The 20,516-nt window shown below is 67.5% G+C and carries 19 protein-coding genes; 6 read left to right on the forward strand and 13 right to left on the reverse strand.

Annotation, left to right across the window (positions count from 1 at the left end):
• The 3 genes from ACWPOC_RS01600 to ACWPOC_RS01610 all read right to left on the reverse strand — a co-directional run bounded on the left by ACWPOC_RS01600 (position 1) and on the right by ACWPOC_RS01610 (position 3,832).
• On the reverse strand, positions 1-2,664 hold the full coding sequence (locus ACWPOC_RS01600; protein ID WP_455408007.1) for a transglycosylase domain-containing protein: 2,664 nt from the start codon (positions 2,662-2,664) through the stop codon (positions 1-3).
• A 553-nt stretch (positions 2,665-3,217) separates the two neighbouring features.
• Positions 3,218-3,394, reverse strand: coding sequence for a hypothetical protein (locus ACWPOC_RS01605; RefSeq protein WP_159417156.1), 177 nt, complete (start codon positions 3,392-3,394; stop codon positions 3,218-3,220).
• A 15-nt stretch (positions 3,395-3,409) separates the two neighbouring features.
• Positions 3,410-3,832: a DUF5318 domain-containing protein gene (locus tag ACWPOC_RS01610; protein ID WP_172414849.1), complete on the reverse strand. Its 423-nt coding sequence runs from the start codon at positions 3,830-3,832 to the stop codon at positions 3,410-3,412.
• A 231-nt stretch (positions 3,833-4,063) separates the two neighbouring features.
• On the opposite strand from ACWPOC_RS01610, the gene ACWPOC_RS01615 reads away from it, so the two are divergent.
• Complete coding sequence (locus ACWPOC_RS01615) at positions 4,064-4,621, forward strand: PadR family transcriptional regulator (protein WP_006550821.1); 558 nt, start codon at positions 4,064-4,066, stop codon at positions 4,619-4,621.
• The gene (locus ACWPOC_RS01620) at positions 4,614-5,714 is read left to right on the forward strand and encodes an inositol-3-phosphate synthase (RefSeq protein WP_060652510.1); all 1,101 of its coding nucleotides are present in this window, start codon (positions 4,614-4,616) and stop codon (positions 5,712-5,714) included. Before ACWPOC_RS01615 ends, ACWPOC_RS01620 begins: the two co-directional genes overlap by 8 nt.
• A gap of 93 nt (positions 5,715-5,807) precedes the next feature.
• On the opposite strand, the gene ACWPOC_RS01625 is transcribed toward ACWPOC_RS01620, so the two are convergent.
• Genes ACWPOC_RS01625 through ACWPOC_RS01635 form a run of 3 tightly spaced genes read right to left on the reverse strand, consistent with a single transcriptional unit; the run spans position 5,808 to position 8,885 of the window.
• The gene (locus tag ACWPOC_RS01625) at positions 5,808-6,566 is read right to left on the reverse strand and encodes an SDR family oxidoreductase (protein WP_455407895.1); all 759 of its coding nucleotides are present in this window, start codon (positions 6,564-6,566) and stop codon (positions 5,808-5,810) included.
• Positions 6,563-7,636 (reverse strand): phosphotransferase family protein, encoded by a 1,074-nt coding sequence (locus tag ACWPOC_RS01630; RefSeq protein ID WP_455407896.1) that lies wholly within the window; start codon positions 7,634-7,636, stop codon positions 6,563-6,565. Before ACWPOC_RS01630 ends, ACWPOC_RS01625 begins: the two co-directional genes overlap by 4 nt.
• A 16-nt stretch (positions 7,637-7,652) precedes the next feature.
• Positions 7,653-8,885, reverse strand: a complete 1,233-nt coding sequence (locus ACWPOC_RS01635) for an acyl-CoA dehydrogenase family protein (RefSeq protein WP_455407897.1) — start codon at positions 8,883-8,885, stop codon at positions 7,653-7,655.
• A gap of 153 nt (positions 8,886-9,038) precedes the next feature.
• Between ACWPOC_RS01635 and ACWPOC_RS01640 the strand changes: the two genes are divergently transcribed.
• On the forward strand, positions 9,039-9,554 hold the full coding sequence (locus ACWPOC_RS01640; RefSeq protein ID WP_455408008.1) for a TetR/AcrR family transcriptional regulator: 516 nt from the start codon (positions 9,039-9,041) through the stop codon (positions 9,552-9,554).
• A gap of 92 nt (positions 9,555-9,646) precedes the next feature.
• Here the strand turns inward: ACWPOC_RS01640 and ACWPOC_RS01645 are convergent, their stop codons facing one another.
• From ACWPOC_RS01645 to ACWPOC_RS01675, 7 genes are all read right to left on the reverse strand, one after another.
• On the reverse strand, positions 9,647-11,776 hold the full coding sequence (locus tag ACWPOC_RS01645) for a transglycosylase domain-containing protein (protein WP_120280888.1): 2,130 nt from the start codon (positions 11,774-11,776) through the stop codon (positions 9,647-9,649).
• A 125-nt stretch (positions 11,777-11,901) separates the two neighbouring features.
• A complete protein-coding gene (locus tag ACWPOC_RS01650; RefSeq protein WP_006550829.1) occupies positions 11,902-12,093 on the reverse strand; it encodes a hypothetical protein in 192 nt (63 codons plus the stop codon).
• Complete coding sequence (locus tag ACWPOC_RS01655) at positions 12,090-12,911, reverse strand: carbohydrate ABC transporter permease (RefSeq protein WP_060652728.1); 822 nt, start codon at positions 12,909-12,911, stop codon at positions 12,090-12,092. The genes ACWPOC_RS01650 and ACWPOC_RS01655 overlap by 4 nt, the downstream gene beginning before the upstream one ends.
• Before the next feature lie 83 nt (positions 12,912-12,994).
• Positions 12,995-14,068, reverse strand: a complete 1,074-nt coding sequence (locus tag ACWPOC_RS01660; protein ID WP_120280889.1) for a carbohydrate ABC transporter permease — start codon at positions 14,066-14,068, stop codon at positions 12,995-12,997.
• A 17-nt stretch (positions 14,069-14,085) separates the two neighbouring features.
• Entirely contained in the window at positions 14,086-15,369 is a 1,284-nt protein-coding gene (locus ACWPOC_RS01665; RefSeq protein ID WP_120280890.1) for an ABC transporter substrate-binding protein, read from the reverse strand.
• Positions 15,370-15,526: 157 nt separating this feature from the next.
• Positions 15,527-16,600, reverse strand: coding sequence for an ABC transporter ATP-binding protein (locus tag ACWPOC_RS01670; RefSeq protein ID WP_060652503.1), 1,074 nt, complete (start codon positions 16,598-16,600; stop codon positions 15,527-15,529).
• A 47-nt stretch (positions 16,601-16,647) separates the two neighbouring features.
• A complete protein-coding gene (locus ACWPOC_RS01675; RefSeq protein ID WP_120280891.1) occupies positions 16,648-18,102 on the reverse strand; it encodes an alanine/glycine:cation symporter family protein in 1,455 nt (484 codons plus the stop codon).
• A 97-nt stretch (positions 18,103-18,199) separates the two neighbouring features.
• Between ACWPOC_RS01675 and ACWPOC_RS01680 the strand changes: the two genes are divergently transcribed.
• The 3 genes from ACWPOC_RS01680 to ACWPOC_RS01690 all read left to right on the forward strand — a co-directional run bounded on the left by ACWPOC_RS01680 (position 18,200) and on the right by ACWPOC_RS01690 (position 20,514).
• Positions 18,200-19,009, forward strand: coding sequence for a DUF2786 domain-containing protein (locus ACWPOC_RS01680; protein WP_033098495.1), 810 nt, complete (start codon positions 18,200-18,202; stop codon positions 19,007-19,009).
• Positions 19,006-19,533, forward strand: coding sequence for a TIGR04338 family metallohydrolase (locus ACWPOC_RS01685; protein ID WP_120280892.1), 528 nt, complete (start codon positions 19,006-19,008; stop codon positions 19,531-19,533). The genes ACWPOC_RS01680 and ACWPOC_RS01685 overlap by 4 nt, the downstream gene beginning before the upstream one ends.
• A 297-nt stretch (positions 19,534-19,830) precedes the next feature.
• A complete protein-coding gene (locus ACWPOC_RS01690) occupies positions 19,831-20,514 on the forward strand; it encodes a hypothetical protein (protein WP_120280893.1) in 684 nt (227 codons plus the stop codon).
• The last annotated feature ends 2 nt before the right edge of the window (positions 20,515-20,516 follow it).

Below are 20,516 nucleotides of genomic sequence, written 5' to 3' on the forward strand. Positions count from 1 at the left end.
CTACCCGGCCGGAGCGTATTCGAACGCGTCCTGGGGGCTACCGCCCTGAGCGCCCTGGAATCCGCCTCCCTGCGCGCCCGGGATCGCGGGGCTCTCGAGTCCCGGGATGCGGTTCTGCGGAGGCGATCCACCCTCGTCGGAGTCGTCGCCGGTACCACCGCCGCCGGTTCCGCCGCCGGTGTCCTCGCTCTCCTCCTGCTGACCGCCGGTGCCGGGACGGGAGGGCGCGTTCTGGGTGGTCGTCTGCGGGGCGACACCCGGAACGGGGATCGTGACGCCGGGGAAGATCTCCACGTTCTGCGTGGTGATCTCCGGAACCTCCGGAAGACTCGGTACGACACGCGAGGTGGTGGTCTGCTCACGGGTGGCCGGAGCCGTCGTCGACGCGGTCCACGCCGGCACGCCGGAGACACCGGCGATCGGTTCCGGCTTCGGGAACGACTCGACCTCGGTGCCCTCGAGAGCGCCGTCCATCGTGTCCTTCCAGATGTCCGACGGGATACCCGAGCCGTAGATCATGCCGCCCCAGCTGTTCTCGAGGGGCAGGCCCTCCTCGGTGCCGACCCACACAGCGGTCGACAGCGACGGGGTGTAACCGACCATCCACGCGTCCTTGTTGGAGCCGGTGTCGCCGAGCTGAGCGGTACCGGTCTTCGACGCGGACGGACGGCCACCGGCCAGGGCGTGGCCGTTCGAGTACGCGGCGATCGGGGTCATCGCGGAAGTGGTGTTGTCGGCCACCGCCGCGTCGACGACCTGCTCACCGGCAGGGGTGCCACGGTCGAGGAGCACCTCGCCGTCGGACGTCACGACCTTCTGCACGAAATACGGCTCGTGATAACGGCCGGACGCCGCGAGCGTGGCGTACGCCGACGCCATGTCGAGCACGCGCGACTGGTACTGGCCCAGCACGATGCCGTAGTTGGGGCCGATGCCGCCCGGCTCGGTGAGCGTCTCACCGATGCCCGGCAGTTCCTTCGCGACACCCAGCTTGTGCGCCATGTCGGCGATGGCCTGCGGGCCGTTGTCCATCTCGAGCATCATCCGGTAGAAGCTCGTGTTCAGCGACCGCTTGAGCGCTTCTGCGATGGTGCACTGCCCGCACGACTCACCCTCGACGTTGCCGATCTTGATGCCGTTGACCGTCAGCGGACCGCTGTCGTAGGTCTGCGACAACGGCACGCCCTGGTCGAGGTTGGCGGCCAGGCCGAACACCTTGAACGACGAACCCGTCTGCAGACCGGACTGGGCGAAGTCGTAACCGACACCGCTCTCACCGCCGTAGTAGGCGCGGATCGCCCCGGACCGGGGATCGACCGACACCACCGCGGTACGCAACTCCTCGGGTTCGCCCTCGAGATTGCTCTGCGCCGCCTCGACCGCCGACTGCTGGGCCTGGGGGTCGATCGTCGTGGTGATCTGGAGACCGGCCGTGTTGAGAAGGTTCTCGTCGATGCCCTCGCGGGACAGCTCGGCGAGCACCTGGTTCTTGATCAGACCTTCGGGGCCGGACGACTGGTCGCCGTTGTCGAGCTCAGCAATCGGCACGTAGGCCGGGTACTTCATACCCGACCGTTCGGCGGCATCGAGCGTGCCCGCGGAGACCATGCCGTCGAGCACGTAATTCCAGCGCGCCTCCGCACCCTCGGGGTTCTGCTCCGGATCGAGCAGCGACGGCAACTGGATCGACGACGCGAGCACGGCGCCCTCCTCGACGGTGAGCTCACCGACGGGCTTGCCGAAATACGCGTTCGACGCCGCGGCAATGCCGTAGGCACCGCGACCGAAGTAGATGGTGTTGAGGTAGGCCGCGAGGATGTCGTCCTTGGCCCACTGGTTCGCCATCTTCGTCGACAGCACCAGCTCCTTGAGCTTTCGCGTCAACGTCCGCTCGGAACCGACGACGGCGACCTTCACGTACTGCTGGGTGATGGTCGAACCACCACCGGCGCTGTCGCGGCCGAGCACGTTGTCGCGGGCAGCACGCGCGAAGCCGGTGACCGAGAAGCCGGGATTGCTGTAGAAGTCGCGGTCCTCGGCGGCGAGCACGGCATTGCGGACGTGCACGGGGATCGCGTCGAGTTCGACCTCGGTGCGGTTGCCCTCCGGCGGGATCACCTTCGTGATGACACCCTGGCCGTCGGAGTTGAAAATGGTCGCGGCCTGGTTCGTCTGCAGCTCACCGGGGCGCGGCACGTCCTGGACGATGTACGCCAGCATGAACATGAGGATCGGGACGAGGATGCCGGCGGCGACCACGCCGTAACCGATCCGGCGGATCGTGCGCCAGCGGTTGTTCTTGCCGTCGCCCTTTCCACCCCCGGTGCCGCCACCCGAACCGCCACCGGGCGGAACGGTGGGAGGTCCGCCTGCGGGCGGGCCGCCGGCGACGCGTGTCGTGGGTGCATCGTTCGCAGCACTCGCAGTCCCTGCAGCACTCGCACCTACTGCAGCACCCGCTGCAGCGCTCGCACCCATCGCAGCGGAGACCCGCTGCGTCGGCGCGTCCGCTCCGGGACGCTGCGCACCTGACGCGTCCGCTCCGGGACGCTGCGCACCTGACGCGTCCGCTCCGGGACGCATGGCGACGGTCGGATCGGCCTGCGGCGTGCGCTGGACGGGAGGCACCGCGCCGGGCGGCAACGTGCCAGGACGCGGCGGCATCGGCTGGTTGGGGTTGCGCGGCTGGTTCGCGCCCGGGGCGGGCACCGGTCCGCGCGGCGGGTACGGCTGTCCCGGCCGGCCCTGCTGGGGGGCCGGTCCCTGCCCCTGACCGGGAGCCGGGGGACGTTGCCCCTGGACGGGACCCTGAGGGCGCTGCCCCTGACCGGGGGCTCGAGGACGTTGCCCCTGCCCGGGGGCTTGAGGACGCTGCCCCTGACCGGGAGCCTGGGGCGGGTACGGCGGCCGGCCGCCGGGGCGCGGCGGTTGCTGACCTGCGGGACCACCGGGCTGTCCGCCCGGTCGGCCCGGCTGTCCCTGAACACCCGGCTGACCCTGTGCTCCCGGCTGACCCTGCGGGCGCGGTGGCGGCGGCAACGGACGACCCTGCACCGGTCCCTGGACAGGGCGCTGCTGTCCCGGACCGGGCTGTCCCTGACCGGCACCGGCAGGAGGACCGGGACGTTGCTGCCCGGGCTGCGGTCCTGCGGGACCGCTGCGCTGGGGCGGGACGGCCTTGTTGTCCTCGGGTTCGTTGTCGGGGGAACTCACGTACTCATCTCCAACTGTTCTCGCGACGCATCACGCCGCGGCCTCGACACTGCTCCACGAAGAGCCGATCGGCGATGCCGGCGGACGGCAGCCGATCGACGATGTGCGCAGCGGACGACGCGACGATCAGGTCGTGCGGGTCGGACCCAGGAGCGAACTCCACGAGAAAGCGTACGGGCACGTTGCCGGTACCCCTTCACTCGCTGGCGGTACGACGGCTCGATCCCGTCGACCGGCGACGCGGGCTCTTGGGGGCGGGTTGCGATCCCAGGACGTACGACTGCACCAGGTGATTCCAGCTGCAGGTACGGCACACCTCGACCACGTGAACCGAGAATTCCTCCTGGCTGGCGGCCAGACGCACCAACTCTTCGGGGGTGCGCGCCGACCCGGACACCGGACCGAGTTTGTCGCCGAAGACCCACGAGACGAGGGTCAACTGCTCCTTACGGCAGATGGGGCACATCACATCGCTGCCCCGTCCGTGAAATTTCGCCGCCCGCAGCAGATAGGGGCTCGCGTCGCAGACCTCGCTGACTCCGCGTCGCCCCGAGTAGACCTCGGCGAGCAGCGAGCGTCGCTGCAACGCGTAGTCCACCACCTGCCGCTGAATTCGCACGGCTTCCAGAGTACGTGCGGGCGATGCAGCGATGGGCGAGGAGTGGCCCACCGGACACGAAGACGGGCGGTCGAGGCGGCACCGACGCATTTCCGATCGGGTCCGGAGAAGAGTGCCCGCCCGCAACCGGACGTGACACGAACCGTGTGGGGCGTATCGTCGTATATATCGGCGCGATATAGTTCCGTGTCGTATCAATCGGTTGGTTCGAACGGAAACAGGAGGTGACCCGTGCTGGAACTGGCGATACTCGGGCTCCTCCTCGAATCGCCCATGCACGGCTACGAGCTGCGCAAGCGTCTGACCGGGCTTCTCGGAGCCTTCCGCGCCTTCTCCTACGGGTCGCTCTATCCGACTCTGCGGAGAATGCAGGCGGACGGCCTCATCGAAGAGGATCCGGGAATTCCCGGTCCCGTGAAACGACGTGCCCGCCGCGTCTACCAGCTCACCCCGAAGGGTCGAGAACGCTTCACCGAGCTGGTCGCCGACACGGGACCGCAGAACTACACCGATGACGGATTCGGCGTGCACCTCGCCTTCTTCGGTCGCACTCCCGCCGAAGCGCGGATGCGAATTCTCGAAGGCAGGCGCCGCCAGGTCGAGGAGCGCAGAGAAGCGCTCCGCGATGCGATCGGACGGGCCAGCGGCACACTCGATCGTTACACCCGTCAGCTCCATCAGCTCGGCCTCGAGTCCAGCGAGCGCGAAGTGCGCTGGCTCAACGAACTCATCGCCGCCGAGCAGTCGTCAGCAGCACGCAACAAAGAAGGAGAACCCGACCATGGGTGAGAACAGCACCGCGGTGCGCGTGGCCATTGTGGGCGTGGGGAACTGTGCCTCTTCCCTGGTCCAGGGCGTCGAGTACTACAAGGATGCGGACGCCGAGACCACCGTCCCCGGCCTGATGCACGTCGAATTCGGTCCCTACCACGTGCGCGATGTCCAGTTCGTCGCCGCGTTCGACGTGGATGCCAAGAAGGTCGGCTTCGACCTGTCCGAGGCGATCCTCGCGAGCGAGAACAACACCATCAAGATCGCCGACGTGCCGCCGCTCGGTGTGCCCGTCCAGCGCGGTCACACGCTCGACGGCATCGGCAAGTACTACTCCGAGACCATCGAGCTGTCCGACGCCGAGCCCGTCGACGTGGTTCAGGCGCTCAAGGATGCCCAGGTCGACGTTCTCGTCTCCTACCTCCCCGTGGGTTCCGAAGAGGCCGACAAGTTCTACGCGCAGTGCGCCATCGACGCGGGCGTCGCCTTCGTCAACGCTCTCCCCGTGTTCATCGCCTCCGACCCCGAGTGGGCGCAGAAGTTCACCGACGCCGGTGTCCCGATCGTCGGCGACGACATCAAGTCGCAGGTCGGCGCCACCATCACCCACCGCGTGATGGCGAAGCTGTTCGAGGACCGCGGTGTCGTGCTCGACCGCACGTACCAGCTCAACGTCGGCGGCAACATGGACTTCAAGAACATGCTCGAGCGCGAGCGTCTGGAGTCGAAGAAGGTCTCCAAGACCCAGGCCGTCACGTCGAACCTCAACGGTCCCCTCGCCGGCAAGGTCCACGACCGCGACGTGCACATCGGTCCCTCCGACTACGTGCAGTGGCTCGACGACCGCAAGTGGGCGTACGTCCGCCTCGAGGGTCGCGCTTTCGGTGACGCCCCGCTGAACCTCGAGTACAAGCTTGAGGTCTGGGACTCCCCGAACTCGGCCGGCATCATCATCGACGCCATCCGCGCGGCGAAGATCGCCAAGGACCGCGGCATCGGCGGCCCGATCCTCCCGGCTTCGGCATACCTGATGAAGTCCCCGCCGGTCCAGATGGCCGACGATTCCGCCCGCGCCCAGCTCGAGGCGTTCATCATCGGAGCCGACGCGTAAGTAGTCGTTCTCCGGCAGGATTTCCGGCGAAGGCCGCATCCCTCACGTGGGATGCGGCCTTCGCCGTTGCTGCTGTGTGACGTCCGGACCGGCCTATGCCATCTTCCGGATCACCGACAGCGGCAGTACCTTCATCGCGTAGCCGAGCGGAATCCACGGCCAGCCCGGCACGTACGCCTTGGCGGGTTCCTTCTCGATCGCAGCCGCCAGTGCGCGACAACCTGTTTCGGTGTCGACGATGAACGGGACCTTCTTCACCTTCTCGTTGATCTCCGACCGGATGTATCCCGGGAAGATCGTGCTCACCGAGATGTCGGTGTCGGCGAGATCGGCCCGCATCCCCTCACCGAGCGAGGCGACGGCGGCCTTCGACGCACCGTAGGTCGTCATATTGCGCGGCATGCCCCGCAACGCGCTCATGGACGAGATGAGGACGACGTGCCCGCGCCCGCGAGGCCGCATGAGCTCGAGCGCCGCTTCGCTCTGAGCCAGTGCACCGAGAAAATTGGTGTTCGCGGTCTGCGCGTTCGCACGGAAGTAGCCGGTACCGAGGGGTTGCCCCTTGCCGAGGCCGGCGTTGACGATCACCCGGTCGAGACCACCGAGCTCCTCGTCGAACTCGCGGAAGACGGTGAACACGTCGTCGTGCCGGTTCACGTCGAGGGCGCGCACGCTCACGGTGATGCCCGGGTGCGCGGCGAGCAGTTCGTCCCGCAGCTCCTCGAGCCGTTCGACGCGCCGGGCGGCGAGCGCGAGATTCCTTCCCCGCGCGGCGAATTCACGCGCCATACCGGCACCGAGGCCGGAACTCGCACCGGTGATGAGGATGTTCCGTCGCTGCGGGCGGCTCATCGGTTCTCCTTCTCGTATCGATCGATCAGTGCACTGCAACGGGATTCGAGGTAGCCGACCACGATCCAGAAGTCCTTGAAGGCCGGATTGGTGGTGTGGCCGTGGTGGTAGCGGTAGTAGATCTGCTGGGCGATCACGGCGAGGCGGAACAGTCCGAACACCTCGTAGAATCCCCAGCCGTCCACGGGCAGTCCGGTTCGCTCGGAATAGTATTCGACGATCTCCTGCCGGGTGAGCATGCCGGGCAGATCGGACGGCTGCCGCTTGGTCAGCAGCAGCATGTCGTCGTCGTCCGCCTGGACCCAGTAGGCGAGCGACGAGCCGAGGTCCATCAGGGGGTCGCCGATGGTGGCCAGCTCCCAGTCGAGTACCGCGACCGGCTTCAGCGGATCGTTCTCGTCGAGGACGATGTTGTCGAGCCGGAAGTCGCCGTGGATCACGGTCTGCGCGACGTCCTGCGGCTGCCGCCCCGCCAGCCACTCGGTGACGCGGGCGAAGTCGGGGACGTTGTCGGTGCGGGCCTTGGCGTAGCGCGACGTCCAGCCCGCGACCTGCCGTGCGACGTAACCGGATCCGCGCCCCAGTTCGGACAGTCCCGCGGACTCCGGATCGATGCCGTGCAGTTCGACGAGCAGGTCGACGATGCGCAGGCACAGGGTGCGGGTGTCCGCTTCGGAGAGGTCGAGTTGCGTGGGCGGATTCGTGCGCAGGATGGTGCCGGGAACGCGGTTCATGACGTAGAAGTCGCTGCCGAGCACGCTGTGATCGGTGCACAGGCCGATCATGGTGGGCACGTAGGGGTAGACCGGTGCGAGCATCGACTGGATGCGGTACTCACGTGCCATGTCGTGACCGGACGACGGCTTCGCCCCGGCCGGCGGACGGCGCAGCACGAGATCGCGATCCGGATAGCGCAGCAGGTAGGTGAGATTGGATGCGCCGCCGGAGAACTGGCGTACCTCCGGCACTCCGGTGATGCCGGCGTTCTCGGCGAGCCAGGCCGCGACCGCGTCGACGTCGAAGGCATCCTCCTCGCGAACGGTACGGGCGTTGTCGGGAAGTGTGGTCATCGTCGAAATCTCCCTCTCACGCGTACTTGCCGAGTTCGAACCGGGCGACGAGCCCCTGGTGCACCTCGTCGGGTCCGTCGGCGAGACGCAGTGCTCGCGCGGCCGTCCACGCACCGGCGAGGGGGAAGTCGTCGGAAAGCCCGCCACCACCGTGGATCTGGATGGCGAAGTCGACGATCTGCTGGGTGACGCGCGGTGCGACGACCTTGATCTCCGAGACCGCCGAGCGCGCTCCGGCGAGTCCCTGCGTGTCGAGCAGCCAGGCCGCGTGCAGGACGAGCAGCCGCAGTTGGTTGATCGCGATGCGGGCGTCGGCGATGCGTTCGCGGTTGCCGCCGAGGTTGATGATCGGCTTGCCGAAGGCGGTGCGTTCGAGACCGCGGCGACACGCGAGTTCGAGGGTGTGCTCGGCCAGCCCGACGAGGCGCATGCAGTGGTGGATGCGGCCGGGACCGAGCCGGCCCTGGGCGATCTCGAATCCTCGTCCGGGACCGGCGATGACGGCGTCGAGCGGCAGTCGCACGTCGGTGAACGACACCTCGCCGTGGCCACTGGGCTCGTCGAAGAAGCCCATCGTCGGGAGCATGCGCTCGACCTTCACACCGGGGGTGTCGAAGGGCACGAGGACCATCGAATGTCGCTGGTACTTGTGGGCTTCCGGGTCGGTCAGGCCCATGAAGATGAGCACCTTGCAGTCGGGATGGCCGACGCCGGTGCTCCACCACTTGCGGCCGTTGAGCACGATCTCGTCGCCCTCGACCACGGCGGTCGCGGCCATGTTCGTCGCGTCCGACGACGCGACCTCGGGTTCGGTCATGCAGAAGGCCGAACGGATCTCGCCGTCGAGGAGCGGGCGCAGCCACTGTTCCTTCTGCGTCTCGCTGCCGTAGTGGTAGAGGACCTCCATGTTGCCGGTGTCCGGGGCGTCGCAGTTGAACACCGCGGAGGCGAACTGCGAGCGGCCCATCTCCTCGGCGAGCGGGGCGTATTCGACGTTCGACAGTCCGGCACCGAGTTCGGCGTCGGGCAGGAAGAGGTTCCACAGCCCCTCGGCACGGGCCTTACGCTGCAGCTCGCGGAATTCGGGGGAGACGGCCCACCTCTCGGCGGCGTCGATGTCGCGTCGTCCCTCGCCCGCGGTGCGTCGCTCGGCCCGCAGTCGCTGTTCGACGGGCGTGACCTCGGCGGCGATGAACGCTCGGAGGCGTTCGAGATAGTCGCGACTGCGCTCGGACTGTGCGAAATCCATCGGGTGCCTTCCGTCGAGTTCGACCGGGAATCTGCCCGGTCGGGCGGTCGTAACTGAGCGATGCTCAGTTAGGCTATCGGTGTGAGCACCCCGCGACAAGAGGCGTCCAAGGGACGGCGTCGTCTGCCGCCCGAGGAACGTCGACGGCAACTCGTGGCGATCGGGCTGCAGGAGCTGTCGACGCGCCCGATCCACGCCCTGTCGATCGACCGCGTCGCCGAGATCGCCGGCATCTCCCGCGGCCTGCTGTTCCGCTACTTCCCCACGAAGCAGGACTTCTACGTCGCCGTCGTCGGCGCCGCGTCACGCCGGTTGCTGCGCGCGGCGGATCCCGATCCGGACGAGCAGGATCCCCTCCGGGCGGTGCTGCACCCGTTCGTGTCGTTCATCGATCGTCACGGCGACAACTATCAGGCGTTCTTCCACAGCGGCGTCGGTTCGGATCCCCAGATCCGCGACATCCACGACTCGATGCGCGACACCATGGTCGAGCGGGTCGTCGCGGCGCTGGGCTGCGACGACACCCCCGTCACCCGCATGCGGCTGCGGGCGTGGTGGGCGTTCGTGGAGTCGCTGGCGATCGACCGGTTCCGCGAAGGCACACCGAGCGTCGACGAGGTCGTCGATTATTCGGCCGCGCTGCTGCCGACGGTGCTGGCCGGGCCGTAGACCCGAACCGCCTCGACAACGAAGGGGAGGTCGTGTGCGTCCCCGGGCGGGAAAACGCACACAACCTCCCCCTCGATGGGTGGAGTACGGATCTACAAGCCGGGGATCTGGATCGTCACGCCGGGGAACACCTCGATCTGAGAGGGCACCGGGACGGGCAGATCGACCGGCGGCGCGGGAATCGTGATCGGCGGCAGGTTCGACAGGTCGGGCAGCTGGAAGGTCGGCGCCGGGGGAGCGGTGGTGGTCTCGATACCGGCGTCCTTCGGGACACCCGCCTGACCACCGATCGGCGCCGGCCACGGGAAGCTCTCGACGGGCGTGCCTTCGAGCGCGCCGTCCATCGTTCCCTTCCAGATGTCCGACGGCAGTCCGGAACCGTAGATCGACCCGCCCCAGCTGTTGGTGATCGCCCCGGCATCGGGGGTGCCCATCCACACGGCCGTCGACAGCGACGGCGTGTACCCGACCATCCAGGCGTCCTTGTTCAACCCGGTGTCGCCGAGCTGCGTGGTGCCGGTCTTCGATGCCGACGGCCGCCCACCGGCGAGCGCGTGCCCGCGGGAGTAGGCGGCGATCGGCATCATGGCCTGGGTCGCGTTGTCGGCGACCGCGGCGTCGAAGCGCTGCTCGCCGGGTGACGGCGGACGATCGAGGAGCACGACACCGTCGGCCGTGACGACCTTCTGCACGAAGTACGGCTCGTGGAAGACACCGGACGCGGCGATCGTCGCGTAGGCGGAGGCCATGTCGATGACTCGTGCCTGGTACTGGCCGAGGACGATCCCGCCTTCCGGCGGACCACCGTTCTCGCTCAACGTCTGCCCCTCGACCCCGGGGATCGTCAGCGGGATCCCCGCTGCGTGCGCGGCGTCGGCGATCTTCTGCGGGCCGTTCGACATGGACATCATGAGCCGGTAGAAGCTCGTGTTCAGCGACCGCTTGAGCGCCTCAGCGATCGTGCAGCGTCCGCACGACTCGCCCTCGACGTTGCCGATGCGGATGTTGCCCACCGTGAGCGGGGAGCTGTCGAAGCGCGCGTTGAGGCCGATCCCGTCGTCGAGCGCGGCGAGCAGGCCGAACACCTTGAACGCCGAACCGGTCTGGACGGGGGCCTGCGCGAAGTCGAAACCGGCGCCGTCCTCACCGCCGTAGTAGGCGCGCACGGCACCGGAGCGGGGGTCGACCGAGACCACCGCGGTGCGCAGTTCTCCGGGTTCGCCGGACAGCGTGGACCGGGCCGCGTCGATCGCCGCCTGCTGGGCCTTCAGGTCGATGGTGGTGGTGATGCGCAGACCTTCGGTGTTGAGGGCCTGTTCGCTGATCCCCGCCGCGGACAGCTCGCGCAACACCTGGGTACGGATGTGGCCTTCCGGTCCGGTCGCCTCGGTGGCCAGCACGAGGGTGTCCGACGGCACCGTCGGAGGGAACACCTGGTCCGACCGCTCGGACGGGTCGAGGACCTTCATCTCGACCATGCCGTCGAGCACGTAGTTCCAGCGTTCCTCGATGGCGGGCAGGTTGTACTCGGGGTCGAGCGACGACGGCGTCCGGATCACCCCGGCCAGGACGGCGCCCTCGGAGACCGACAGCTCCTCGACGGGCTTGCCGAAGTAGGCCTGGGACGCCGCGCCGATGCCGTAGGCGCCGCGACCGAAGTAGATGGTGTTGAGATACGCCTCGAGGATCTCGTCCTTCGACCACTGCCGCGCCATCTTGGTGGAGATGACGAGCTCGCGCATCTTGCGTTCGAGCGTGCGATCGGAACCGACGAGCACGTTCTTGACGTACTGCTGGGTGATCGTGGAACCACCGCCGGCGGTGTCCTTGCCCATGACGTTGTCGCGGGCCGCGCGCGCGAAACCGGTGATCGAGAAACCCGGGTTGCTGTAGAAGTTGCGGTCCTCCGCCGACAGCACGGCGTTGCGGACGTGCTCGGGGATCTGCGCGATCCCGACCTCGACACGGTTGCCCTCCGGCGGGACCACCCGGGTGATCTCGGTGGCGTCGTCGGACGCGTAGACGCGCGCGAGCTGGTTCGTCTTCATGTCCGCCGGGGTCGGCACGTCCGCCGAGTAGTAGGCGGTGGCGAAGATCCCGAGCGGGACGAGCACGGCGAGAACGAACGCGACGAGTACGGCGTAGCGAACGATGCGTCCCCTGCGCTTCTTCGCTGCGGCCGCGGCGGCGCGCGAGGATGTCGACCTTTTGGGGCTCGTCACTCGTTCCACTTTCTCGGTACCGGAAATCCGGACGGGAGGGTCTCCCGCCCACCGTATGGTACGGAAACGACCACGGGACGCGTCCGGAACACCGGTACGGTGCTCCTTCTCACGTCACGGGAGGATCAGCCGGATCGGCGCCACGCGCGGAACGCGAACCCCCACATCACGACGAATGCGAGCAGCACGAGGGACGGCACGATGCCGGGTTGCGGCGACGTCAGCTCGGCGACCGCGGAGATCACCGCCATCACCGTGAACACCGTGAGCAGGCCGAGCAGCATCTCGAGTCGGTTCCGGCGCGGAACCTTCCTCACGACTTGACGCCGCCCGCGGTCAGACCCGAGATGATGCGGCGCTGGAAGATCAGCACCATCACCACGAGCGGCACCATGACGAGCGTGCCGCCGGCCATGATCGACGCGTACGGGGTGACGTACGGGTCGGTGCCGGTGAACCGTGCCATCGCGACCGTCACCGGGGCCGTGCTCTCGCTCGACAGCTGCGACATCAGCAGGTACTCGTTGACGGTCGCGATGAAGGCGAGGATCGCCGTGGTGAACAGCGCAGGTGCCGCGAGGGGCAGCATGACCAGGCGGAACGCCTGCCCGCGCGTCGCGCCGTCCATGCGGGCGGCCTCCTCGAGTTCCCACGGCAGTTCGGAGAAGAACGAGGTGAGCGTGTAGACCGTCAGCGGCAGCACGAACGAGATGTTCGGGATGATCAGCGCCTGGTACTTGCCGATCCAGCCGATGTCGGTGAACAGCTGGAACAGCGGCGTCACGAGCGCGACGACCGGGAACATCGACGCGCCGAGGATGATGCCGGTGACGAAGTACTTGCCGCGGAACTCGAAGCGCGACAGCGCGTAGGCGGTGAACACGCCGAGCAGCAGCGCGACCGCCGTGGTGGCGCCGGCGATGATGACGCTGTTGAGCAGCGCCCGCGAGAAGTTGACCTTGGCGTCGGGGTCGAGCGCGTCGGCGAAGTTCTGCAGTGTCGGGTTCGACGGCCACAGGGTCGTGCTGAACGTCTCCGACGGGTCGCGCAGGGCCGTGACGATCATCCAGTAGCAGGGGGCCAGGCCCCACACGACGATCAGCGCGACACCCAGATAGGTGCCGACGGTGCTCATCCTGCGCTTGAACGGCACCTTGCGGGTCTGCACCGGCGTGGGCTCCGGCTCCGGCCGGCTCCGGGGAATCTCGGTGGTGACGGTCATACGACCTCCCCCTTACGCTGTTTCTCCTGCGTACTCACCGCGTTGGCGCCGAGGAACCGCACCAGCACGAAGGCGACGGCGAAGATGAGCAGGAAGGTGATCGTCGACAGGGCGGACGCGGAGTTCGAACCCTGCCGCATCTGGTCGACGACGAGCACCGAGATCGTGGACGTCGCGGGATTGGACCCCATCATGATCGCGGGCAGGTCGTACATGCGCAGCGCGTCCATGGTGCGGAACAGGATCGCCACCATGAGAGCGGGCTTCACCAGCGGCAGCGTGATCATCTTGAACCGCTGCCAGGCGTTCGCGCCGTCGACCTTCGCGGCCTCGTAGACGTCCTGCGGGATCATCTGCAGGCCGGCGAGGATGAGCAGCGCCATGAACGGCGCCGTCTTCCACACGTCGGCGACGATGATCGCGAAGCGCGCGGGCCACGGGTCGGCGGTCCACAGATAGTCGGTGCCGAGCAGTTTGTTGGCGGCACCGTCGTTGGCGAAGATGAAGAACCACAGCTTGGCGGTGACGGCGGTGGGGATCGCCCACGGCACGAGCACGGAGGCGCGCAGCAGGCCGCGACCCCGGAACGACTTGGCCATCACGACCGCCATCGCGAAACCGATCACCGTCTCGAGCGAGACCGTGACGACGGTGAAGAAGAAGGTGTTGAAGATCGACTGCCAGAACTGGGAGCCGAGGGTGCCAGGAGGGCACGGGATCGAACCGGTGGCGGTGTTGCAGGTCTGGGTGATCCAGCGCGTGTAGTTCTCGATCCCCACGAAACCGCCGGTGACGAACCGGCCCGTCTCGGGGTCGAGTCGCTTCGAGTCACCGTGCAGCGACATCCACACCGCTCGTCCGAGCGGGTACAGGATGATCACGGCCAGGACGAGCATCGACGGGGCGACGAACATCCATACCGGGACCTTGCGCCGCGTCTTCACCGCCGTGACGGGAGGTGCGGGCACGCGGTGACGTCCGCCGACACGTCCGCGGTCGGGACCGGGCACGGTCCCGACCGCGGGGGCGTGTGGCGGATCCGCGGGATTGTCGACCTGCGGGTCAGCCATGTACTGCTCCTAGAGCATCAGTTGCCGGCGGTCTCGATGCCGGCCTGGGTGTCGTCCAGCGCCTGCTGGACGGTCTTCTCGCCACGGATCGCAGCGTAGGCGTTGTCGGCGATCGCCTTGGACACGGCCGAGTAGTAGGGCGACGCCGGACGCGGCTCGGCTGCCTCGAGGGCCTCCTTCAGCGTCGAGAAGTAGGGGTACTGCTCGAGGATCGAGGCGTCGTCGTAGACCTCGGCGAGAACCGGGGCGCCGCCCGCTTCCGCGTAGTACATCTGTGCCTGGCGGGTCTGCATGAACTCGAGGAAGTCGCGCGCGGTGGCGGGAGCATCCGAGAACGCGCTGATGCCGACGTTGTAGCCGCCGAGCGTCGAGACGCCGGGGCCGTCGACGCCGGGCAGGACGGCGATGCCGTAGTTGCCGGCGACCGATGAGCTCTCACCGTCGGTGTAGAAGCCGGGCCACGTGCGCAGGAACAGTGCCTCGCCGTTGCCGAAAGCGGTCTGCGACTCGCCCTCGGTGTAGGTCTGCGCGGCGGCCGGGATGATGCCGTCCTCGAAGTTGTCGACGATGAACTGCAGGCCTTCGGCCGTCTTGTCGTCGACTGCCGGGGTCAGGCCGTCCTCGGCGACGAAGGAGCCACCGAAGGCGTTGACGATCTCGGTGACGTTGACCGTCAGGCCCTCGTAGTTCTTGAACTGACCGATGTAGCAGGCGATACCCGCCTCCTCGGCCTTCGGGCACTCGGCCTTCAGGTCGTCCCAGGTCGCGGGTGCCTCGTCGACGAGATCGGTGCGGTAGTAGAGGAACGCGCCGTTGGTGTTCTTCGGGGCGGCGTACAGGGTGCCGTTGTAGGTGCCCGACTCGACGGTCGCGGGCAGCAGGCCCTCGGTGTCGATCGCCAGGTCGTCCTCGAGGGGGAGCAGCCAGCCGTTCGCGGCGAACTCCGCCGTGTTGGTGACGTCCACGGCGATGAGGTCGTACTCGTCGCTGCGGGCCTGCATCCGCTGGGCGATGTCGTCGTACTGGTCGTTGGCCTCCTTGGCCAGCGGCTTGAACGTCACCTGCTCGTCGGGATGCTCGGCGTTCCAGTCGGCGATGATGCTCTCGAGCGCCGCGTTCAGGGGATCCTGCCCCTCGACGATCGTGATCGGGCCGCGGCCCTCACCGGAAGCAGCGGTACCCTCGCCGCCGGTCGAGGTGTCGTCGCCACCGTTGTCCGACGAGCAGCCCGCGAGAACGAGCGCGGTCGCGGCCGTAGCGGCGATCGCAGCCCTCCGCATCGCCTTCGTATTCAGAACCATCAACAACTCCCCATTTCGAGGTCGGAAAACACACGTCGGTGACCCAGGTGCACCGACACCGGCCACTACTGTGGCACGCAGCACCGGTAAAAGTCGGCATTCCGCCCATCCTGAATCGGTCGAGTGTCGACTCCGCAGACCGATCCCGGAGCGGTGATCAGCCGATCCGCTTCCCGTCGGACGTTCCGAAGACGTGCACGTGTTCGGGGTCGAAACGCAGGTACAGCCGGTCGCCCTTCTGCGGAGGGTTGCGCCAGTCGCTGCGGGCGACGATCTGCTGGACGATCCCGCCGACGTCGGCCCGGCCGTAGACGTAGGCCTCCGAGCCGAGCTCCTCGACCACATCGACATCCATGGCCAGACCCTCGTTCGAGATCTCGAGGTGTTCGGGCCGGATCCCGAGCACGACCTCCTTCTCGGTGACCTGACCGACCACGTCGCGCGGCACCGGTACGTGGGTGTCGCCGATCATCGCGCCGCGGTCGAAGACCGGGAGGCGGAACAGGTTCATCGCGGGCGAGCCCATGAAACCGGCGACGAAGACGTTCGCCGGCTTGTTGTAGAGCACGCGCGGCGACGCGCACTGCTGCAGGATGCCCTTCTCGAGCACCGCGACGCGGTCACCCATCGTCATGGCCTCGACCTGGTCGTGGGTGACGTAGACGGTGGTGGTGCCGAGGCGGCGCTGCAGCTGCGCGATCTGCGTGCGGGTCTGCACACGGAGCTTGGCGTCGAGGTTCGACAGCGGCTCGTCCATGAGGAAGACCTGCGGCTGGCGGACGATGGCGCGCCCCATCGCGACGCGCTGACGCTGACCGCCGGACAGCGCCTTGGGCTTGCGGTCGAGGAACTGCTCGAGGTCGAGCATCTTCGCGACCTCGACGACCCGCTCGCGGATCTCGTTCTTCGGTGTCTTGGCCAGCTTCAGCGCGAAGCCCATGTTCTCCGCGACCGACATGTGCGGGTAGAGGGCGTAGTTCTGGAACACCATCGCGATGTCGCGTTCCTTCGGATCCTGCCCGGTGACGTCCTGGTCGCCGATGAGGATGCGCCCGCTGTGCACCTCCTCGAGACCGGCGAGCATGCGCAGCGAGGTCGACTTGCCGCAGCCCGACGGTCCGACCAGGACCAGGAACTCGCCGTCCTCGATCTCGAGGTCGAGCGCGTCGACCGCGGGCGTACTCGAGCCGGGGAACAGGCACGTGGCCTTGTCGAAGGTCACCGACGCCATCTCGAAGATCCTTTCCGAAGCGGTACACGCTCGTGCGGTAGGGGAATCTACCGTGCGTCGCTCGATCGGCTCTCGACCGGCGTGACGTCGTCGTCGTTCCACACCTGGATTCCGCGGACGCCCGGGACGTCACCGGCGCGGAAGACGGGGTCGCGACCCTGCTTGCGTTGCGCGCTGTAGTGATGGAACAACGCGTAGGCGATACCCGACAGCGGGATCAGGGCGATGAGGTTGACGGTGGCCATGATCCCCATGGCGAGGTCGGCCAGCGCCCACACCAGCGGCAGCGAGCCGATCGCCCCGAGGAAGACGCACAGCACGACCGCCGAGCGCAGGTAGGGCAGGATGCGGCGCGATCCGGTGAGGAACTCCATGTTGGATTCGCTGTAGTAGTAGTTGCCGATCACCGAGGTGAACGCGAGGAAGAAGATCAGCACGGCGAGGAAGTGCACCGTCCAGTCGCCGAGCTGCAGCGCGAGCGCGTTCTGCGTCAGAGCGGCGCCCTCGAGACCGCTGCCGAATTCGGGCTCGGACAACAGGATGATGAAGGCCGTGATCGAGCAGACCAGCAGGGTGTCGAAGTAGACGCCGAGGCTCTGGACCAGGCCCTGCTTGACCGGGTGGGAGACCGCGGCGGCGGCGCCGGCGTTGGGTGCCGAGCCCATGCCGGCCTCGTTCGAGAAGAGACCTCGGCGGATGCCGTTCATGAAGGCGGCACCGAAACCACCACCGACGACCTCCTCGAGACCGAAGGCGTTCTCGACGATGAGGCGGAACATGGTCGGAACCTCGCCGATGTTGAGGACCACGACGATGATGCCGATGACCAGGTAGACGAACGCCAGGACCGGCACGACGATCTGGGAGACACCGGAGATGCGGCGGATACCGCCGAAGATCACCACGCCGACGATGAGGGCGACGACCAGGCCCACGATCACCTGGAGGGTCATGGTCTTCTCGCCGACGGAACTCGAGACGGCGTCGACGATCGAGTTGGTCTGCACCGCGTTGAACACGAATCCGTAGGTGATGGTGATGATGACCGCGAAGATCATGCCCATCCAGCGTTTCCGTAGCCCGTACTGCATGTAGTAGGCGGGGCCGCCGCGGAAGGTGCCGTCCTCGTCGCGCACCTTGTACAGCTGGGCGAGGGTGGACTCGAGGAAGGCGGTCGCCGCACCGACCAAGGCCATCGCCCACATCCAGAACACCGCGCCGGGACCACCGAGGCTGATCGCGATCGCGACACCGGCGACGTTGCCCGTTCCCACGCGGGAGGCGGCCGAGACGGAGAAGGCCCGGAAGGCGGACAGGCCCGGTTCTCCGTTGGGTTGTCTCTCGGGTTTCTCCACGATGGAACGCAGCATGTCGGGCAGGAGCCGGATCTGGATGAACCGGGAGCGGATCGTGTAGTACAGGCCCGAACCGATGAGCAGCGCGATCACCGCGTACCAGAACGTGTCGTTGATATCGGTGACGAAATCGACCGCAGTGTCCATCTGCACGATCTTGGTGGGTCGCGGGCGGTTTCGCAGGAATTTCGTGCGTGTTCCCGGTCTCGTGGGCGGAGTCGGTGCCGGGCTCTACGCTCGCTGGGTGAGTTCGGACAAGATGTTGAGTCGTATCGGCGGGTTGCTCCGCCAGGCGGAGTCCACCGACAACCCTCACGAGGCCGACGCCTTCCTCGCCGCGGCGCAGCGGCTCGCGACGTCCTCCTCGATCGATCTGGCGGTCGCGCGCAGCCACACGGCGGCGAAGGAACGCCGCGCGACTCCCGTGCAGCGACTGATCACCATCGGCGAGACGGGCAAGAAGGGACTGCGCACCTACGCCCAGTTGTTCATCGCGATCGCGGGGGCCAACGACGTGCAGTGCGACATCACCGCGAACTCCACCGTCATCTACGCCTACGGCTTCGCCGACGACATCGACGTGTGCGAGGCGCTGTATTCCTCTCTGCTCGTGCAGATGGTGCGGGCGTCCGACGCGTATCTGCGCGAGGGCACCTACCGGAACGAGACCACGGTGCGCACCGTCGTCGAGGAACGCGGCGGTCGCCGGGTGCGCACACGTGTGCGCAAGCCCGTTGCCGCGGTGACGGCCCGGCTGAACTTCCAGTCGGCGTTCGCCGCGCGCATCGGCGCCCGGCTGGCCGAGGCGAAGCAGGAGATCGAACGCGAGGTGGAAACATCCGCGCCCGGTACGGCGTTGGTGTTGCGTGGGAAGAGTCTGGAACTCCAGGACTTCTACCGCAGTACGTCGCAGGCACGGGGCAGTTGGCGGGGAAACCGGGCACCGTCGGCGCGCTCGGCCGATGCCCGGCGCGCGGGCGACCGCGCCGGACGTGCGGCACGACTGGGAACGGCACCCGAACTGCCGTCGGCTCCGAGGAGGCTGGAACGGTGACCAAGGTGCGCGATACCCGCAGAACCGCTGTGTACGAAGCGGAGTCGATCGTACGGAAGATGCTCGACCGCGCCGACGAGCGCGGTCTGCGGACCGTCGAGGTCGCCGGTTCCCACGTCACACTCCCGGTGGAGAGACGGTTCGCCTCCATCGCCTCGGTCCAGGACTACATCGACGCCGTGCTCGCCCTCGACTGGGTACGCGCCCGGTGGGAGCGCGCCGCCGTGCCGGTGCGCGTGCGGGCCCGTGCGGGCAACGCAGCCGCACACTACGAACGCGACTGCGCGACGATCGCTCTTCCCGAGCACCGGGCGAACACCGCGTGGGCGTTCCGCGAGATGGTGGTGTTGCACGAACTCGCGCACCATCTCGATCCGCAGGATCCCGACGACGCCACCGAGGGAGCCCACGGGCCGGCCTTCGTCGAACGTTTCCTTGCCCTCGTGGGCGAAATCATCGGCCCGGAAGCAGCATTCGCGTTGCAGGCGACAGGGATCGCCGCCCCGGTGCATCCGCGTCGATAGCCTCCGGTTTCCGAAACCCTTACCGGCTCGAGAACCTTTCTTTGGCATGCCCGCGGACGGCCGGGCGAGATCTGTAGCAAATATCGTATCCTGCTGCATAACATACTGATTGGTACTTTCCGAGCCCGTCGTTCACTCCGGGATCCGCATGCCGACGAAGCATGCGAATCACGGTCTCGAGTGACGTACTGTGGTTTGCATCACACAAAGACGCGCGTCGGCTGCGTACCGTACCGAGACTTCCCCGGCCCCTTCCGAGCACGCCACACGACGCGCGGCATACGAAGGAGAACGGTGATGAAACCCGGAGCACGAGTCGCCCTCGGTGTGGGCATCGGATATTTCCTCGGCCGTACCAAGAAGATGCGGGTGGCCATGATGCTCGCCGGTGCCGGAATGACCGGCAAACTGCCCAGCAATCCGCAGGAACTCCTGCAGCGCAGCGCCTCGATGCTCGGCTCGTCTCCCGAGATCAACAAGATCACCGAATCCGTTCGCGGAGAACTCATGCATGCGGCTCGTGCCGCTGCCGTGACCGCGGCCAGCAACCGGATCGACGCCCTCAACGAACGTCTGCAATCCCGTGCGAGCGGTGGCGGCGGAGGGTCGGAGGAACCCGAGGACGCCGAATACGAGGACGAATACGACGAACCACGCGACGAGCAGGAAGGTCGCGGCAGCAAGCGTCGCGGCAACCGGAGTCGCAACGAGGAGCCGGATTACGACGAGACGGACGAAGAGGGTTCCGACGAGGAGGATTCGGGCGACGAAGAGGAGCCGGAGCCCGAGCGTCCCACACCGCGGCGCCGCGCAGCTCGGGCCACATCCCGTCCGCGGACTTCCCGCAGCAAGAAGACGGCCGACAGCGAAGACTCGGACGACTCGGAGGAGGCACCTCCGAAGCCGCGCAAGCGCGCAGCGCGTAGCACTGCGTCGTCCTCCTCCTCCGGTCGTGCGCCCGTACGTCGAACGAAGCGGTGAGA

It is taken from the genome of Rhodococcus sp. 5G237 (assembly GCF_053764735.1).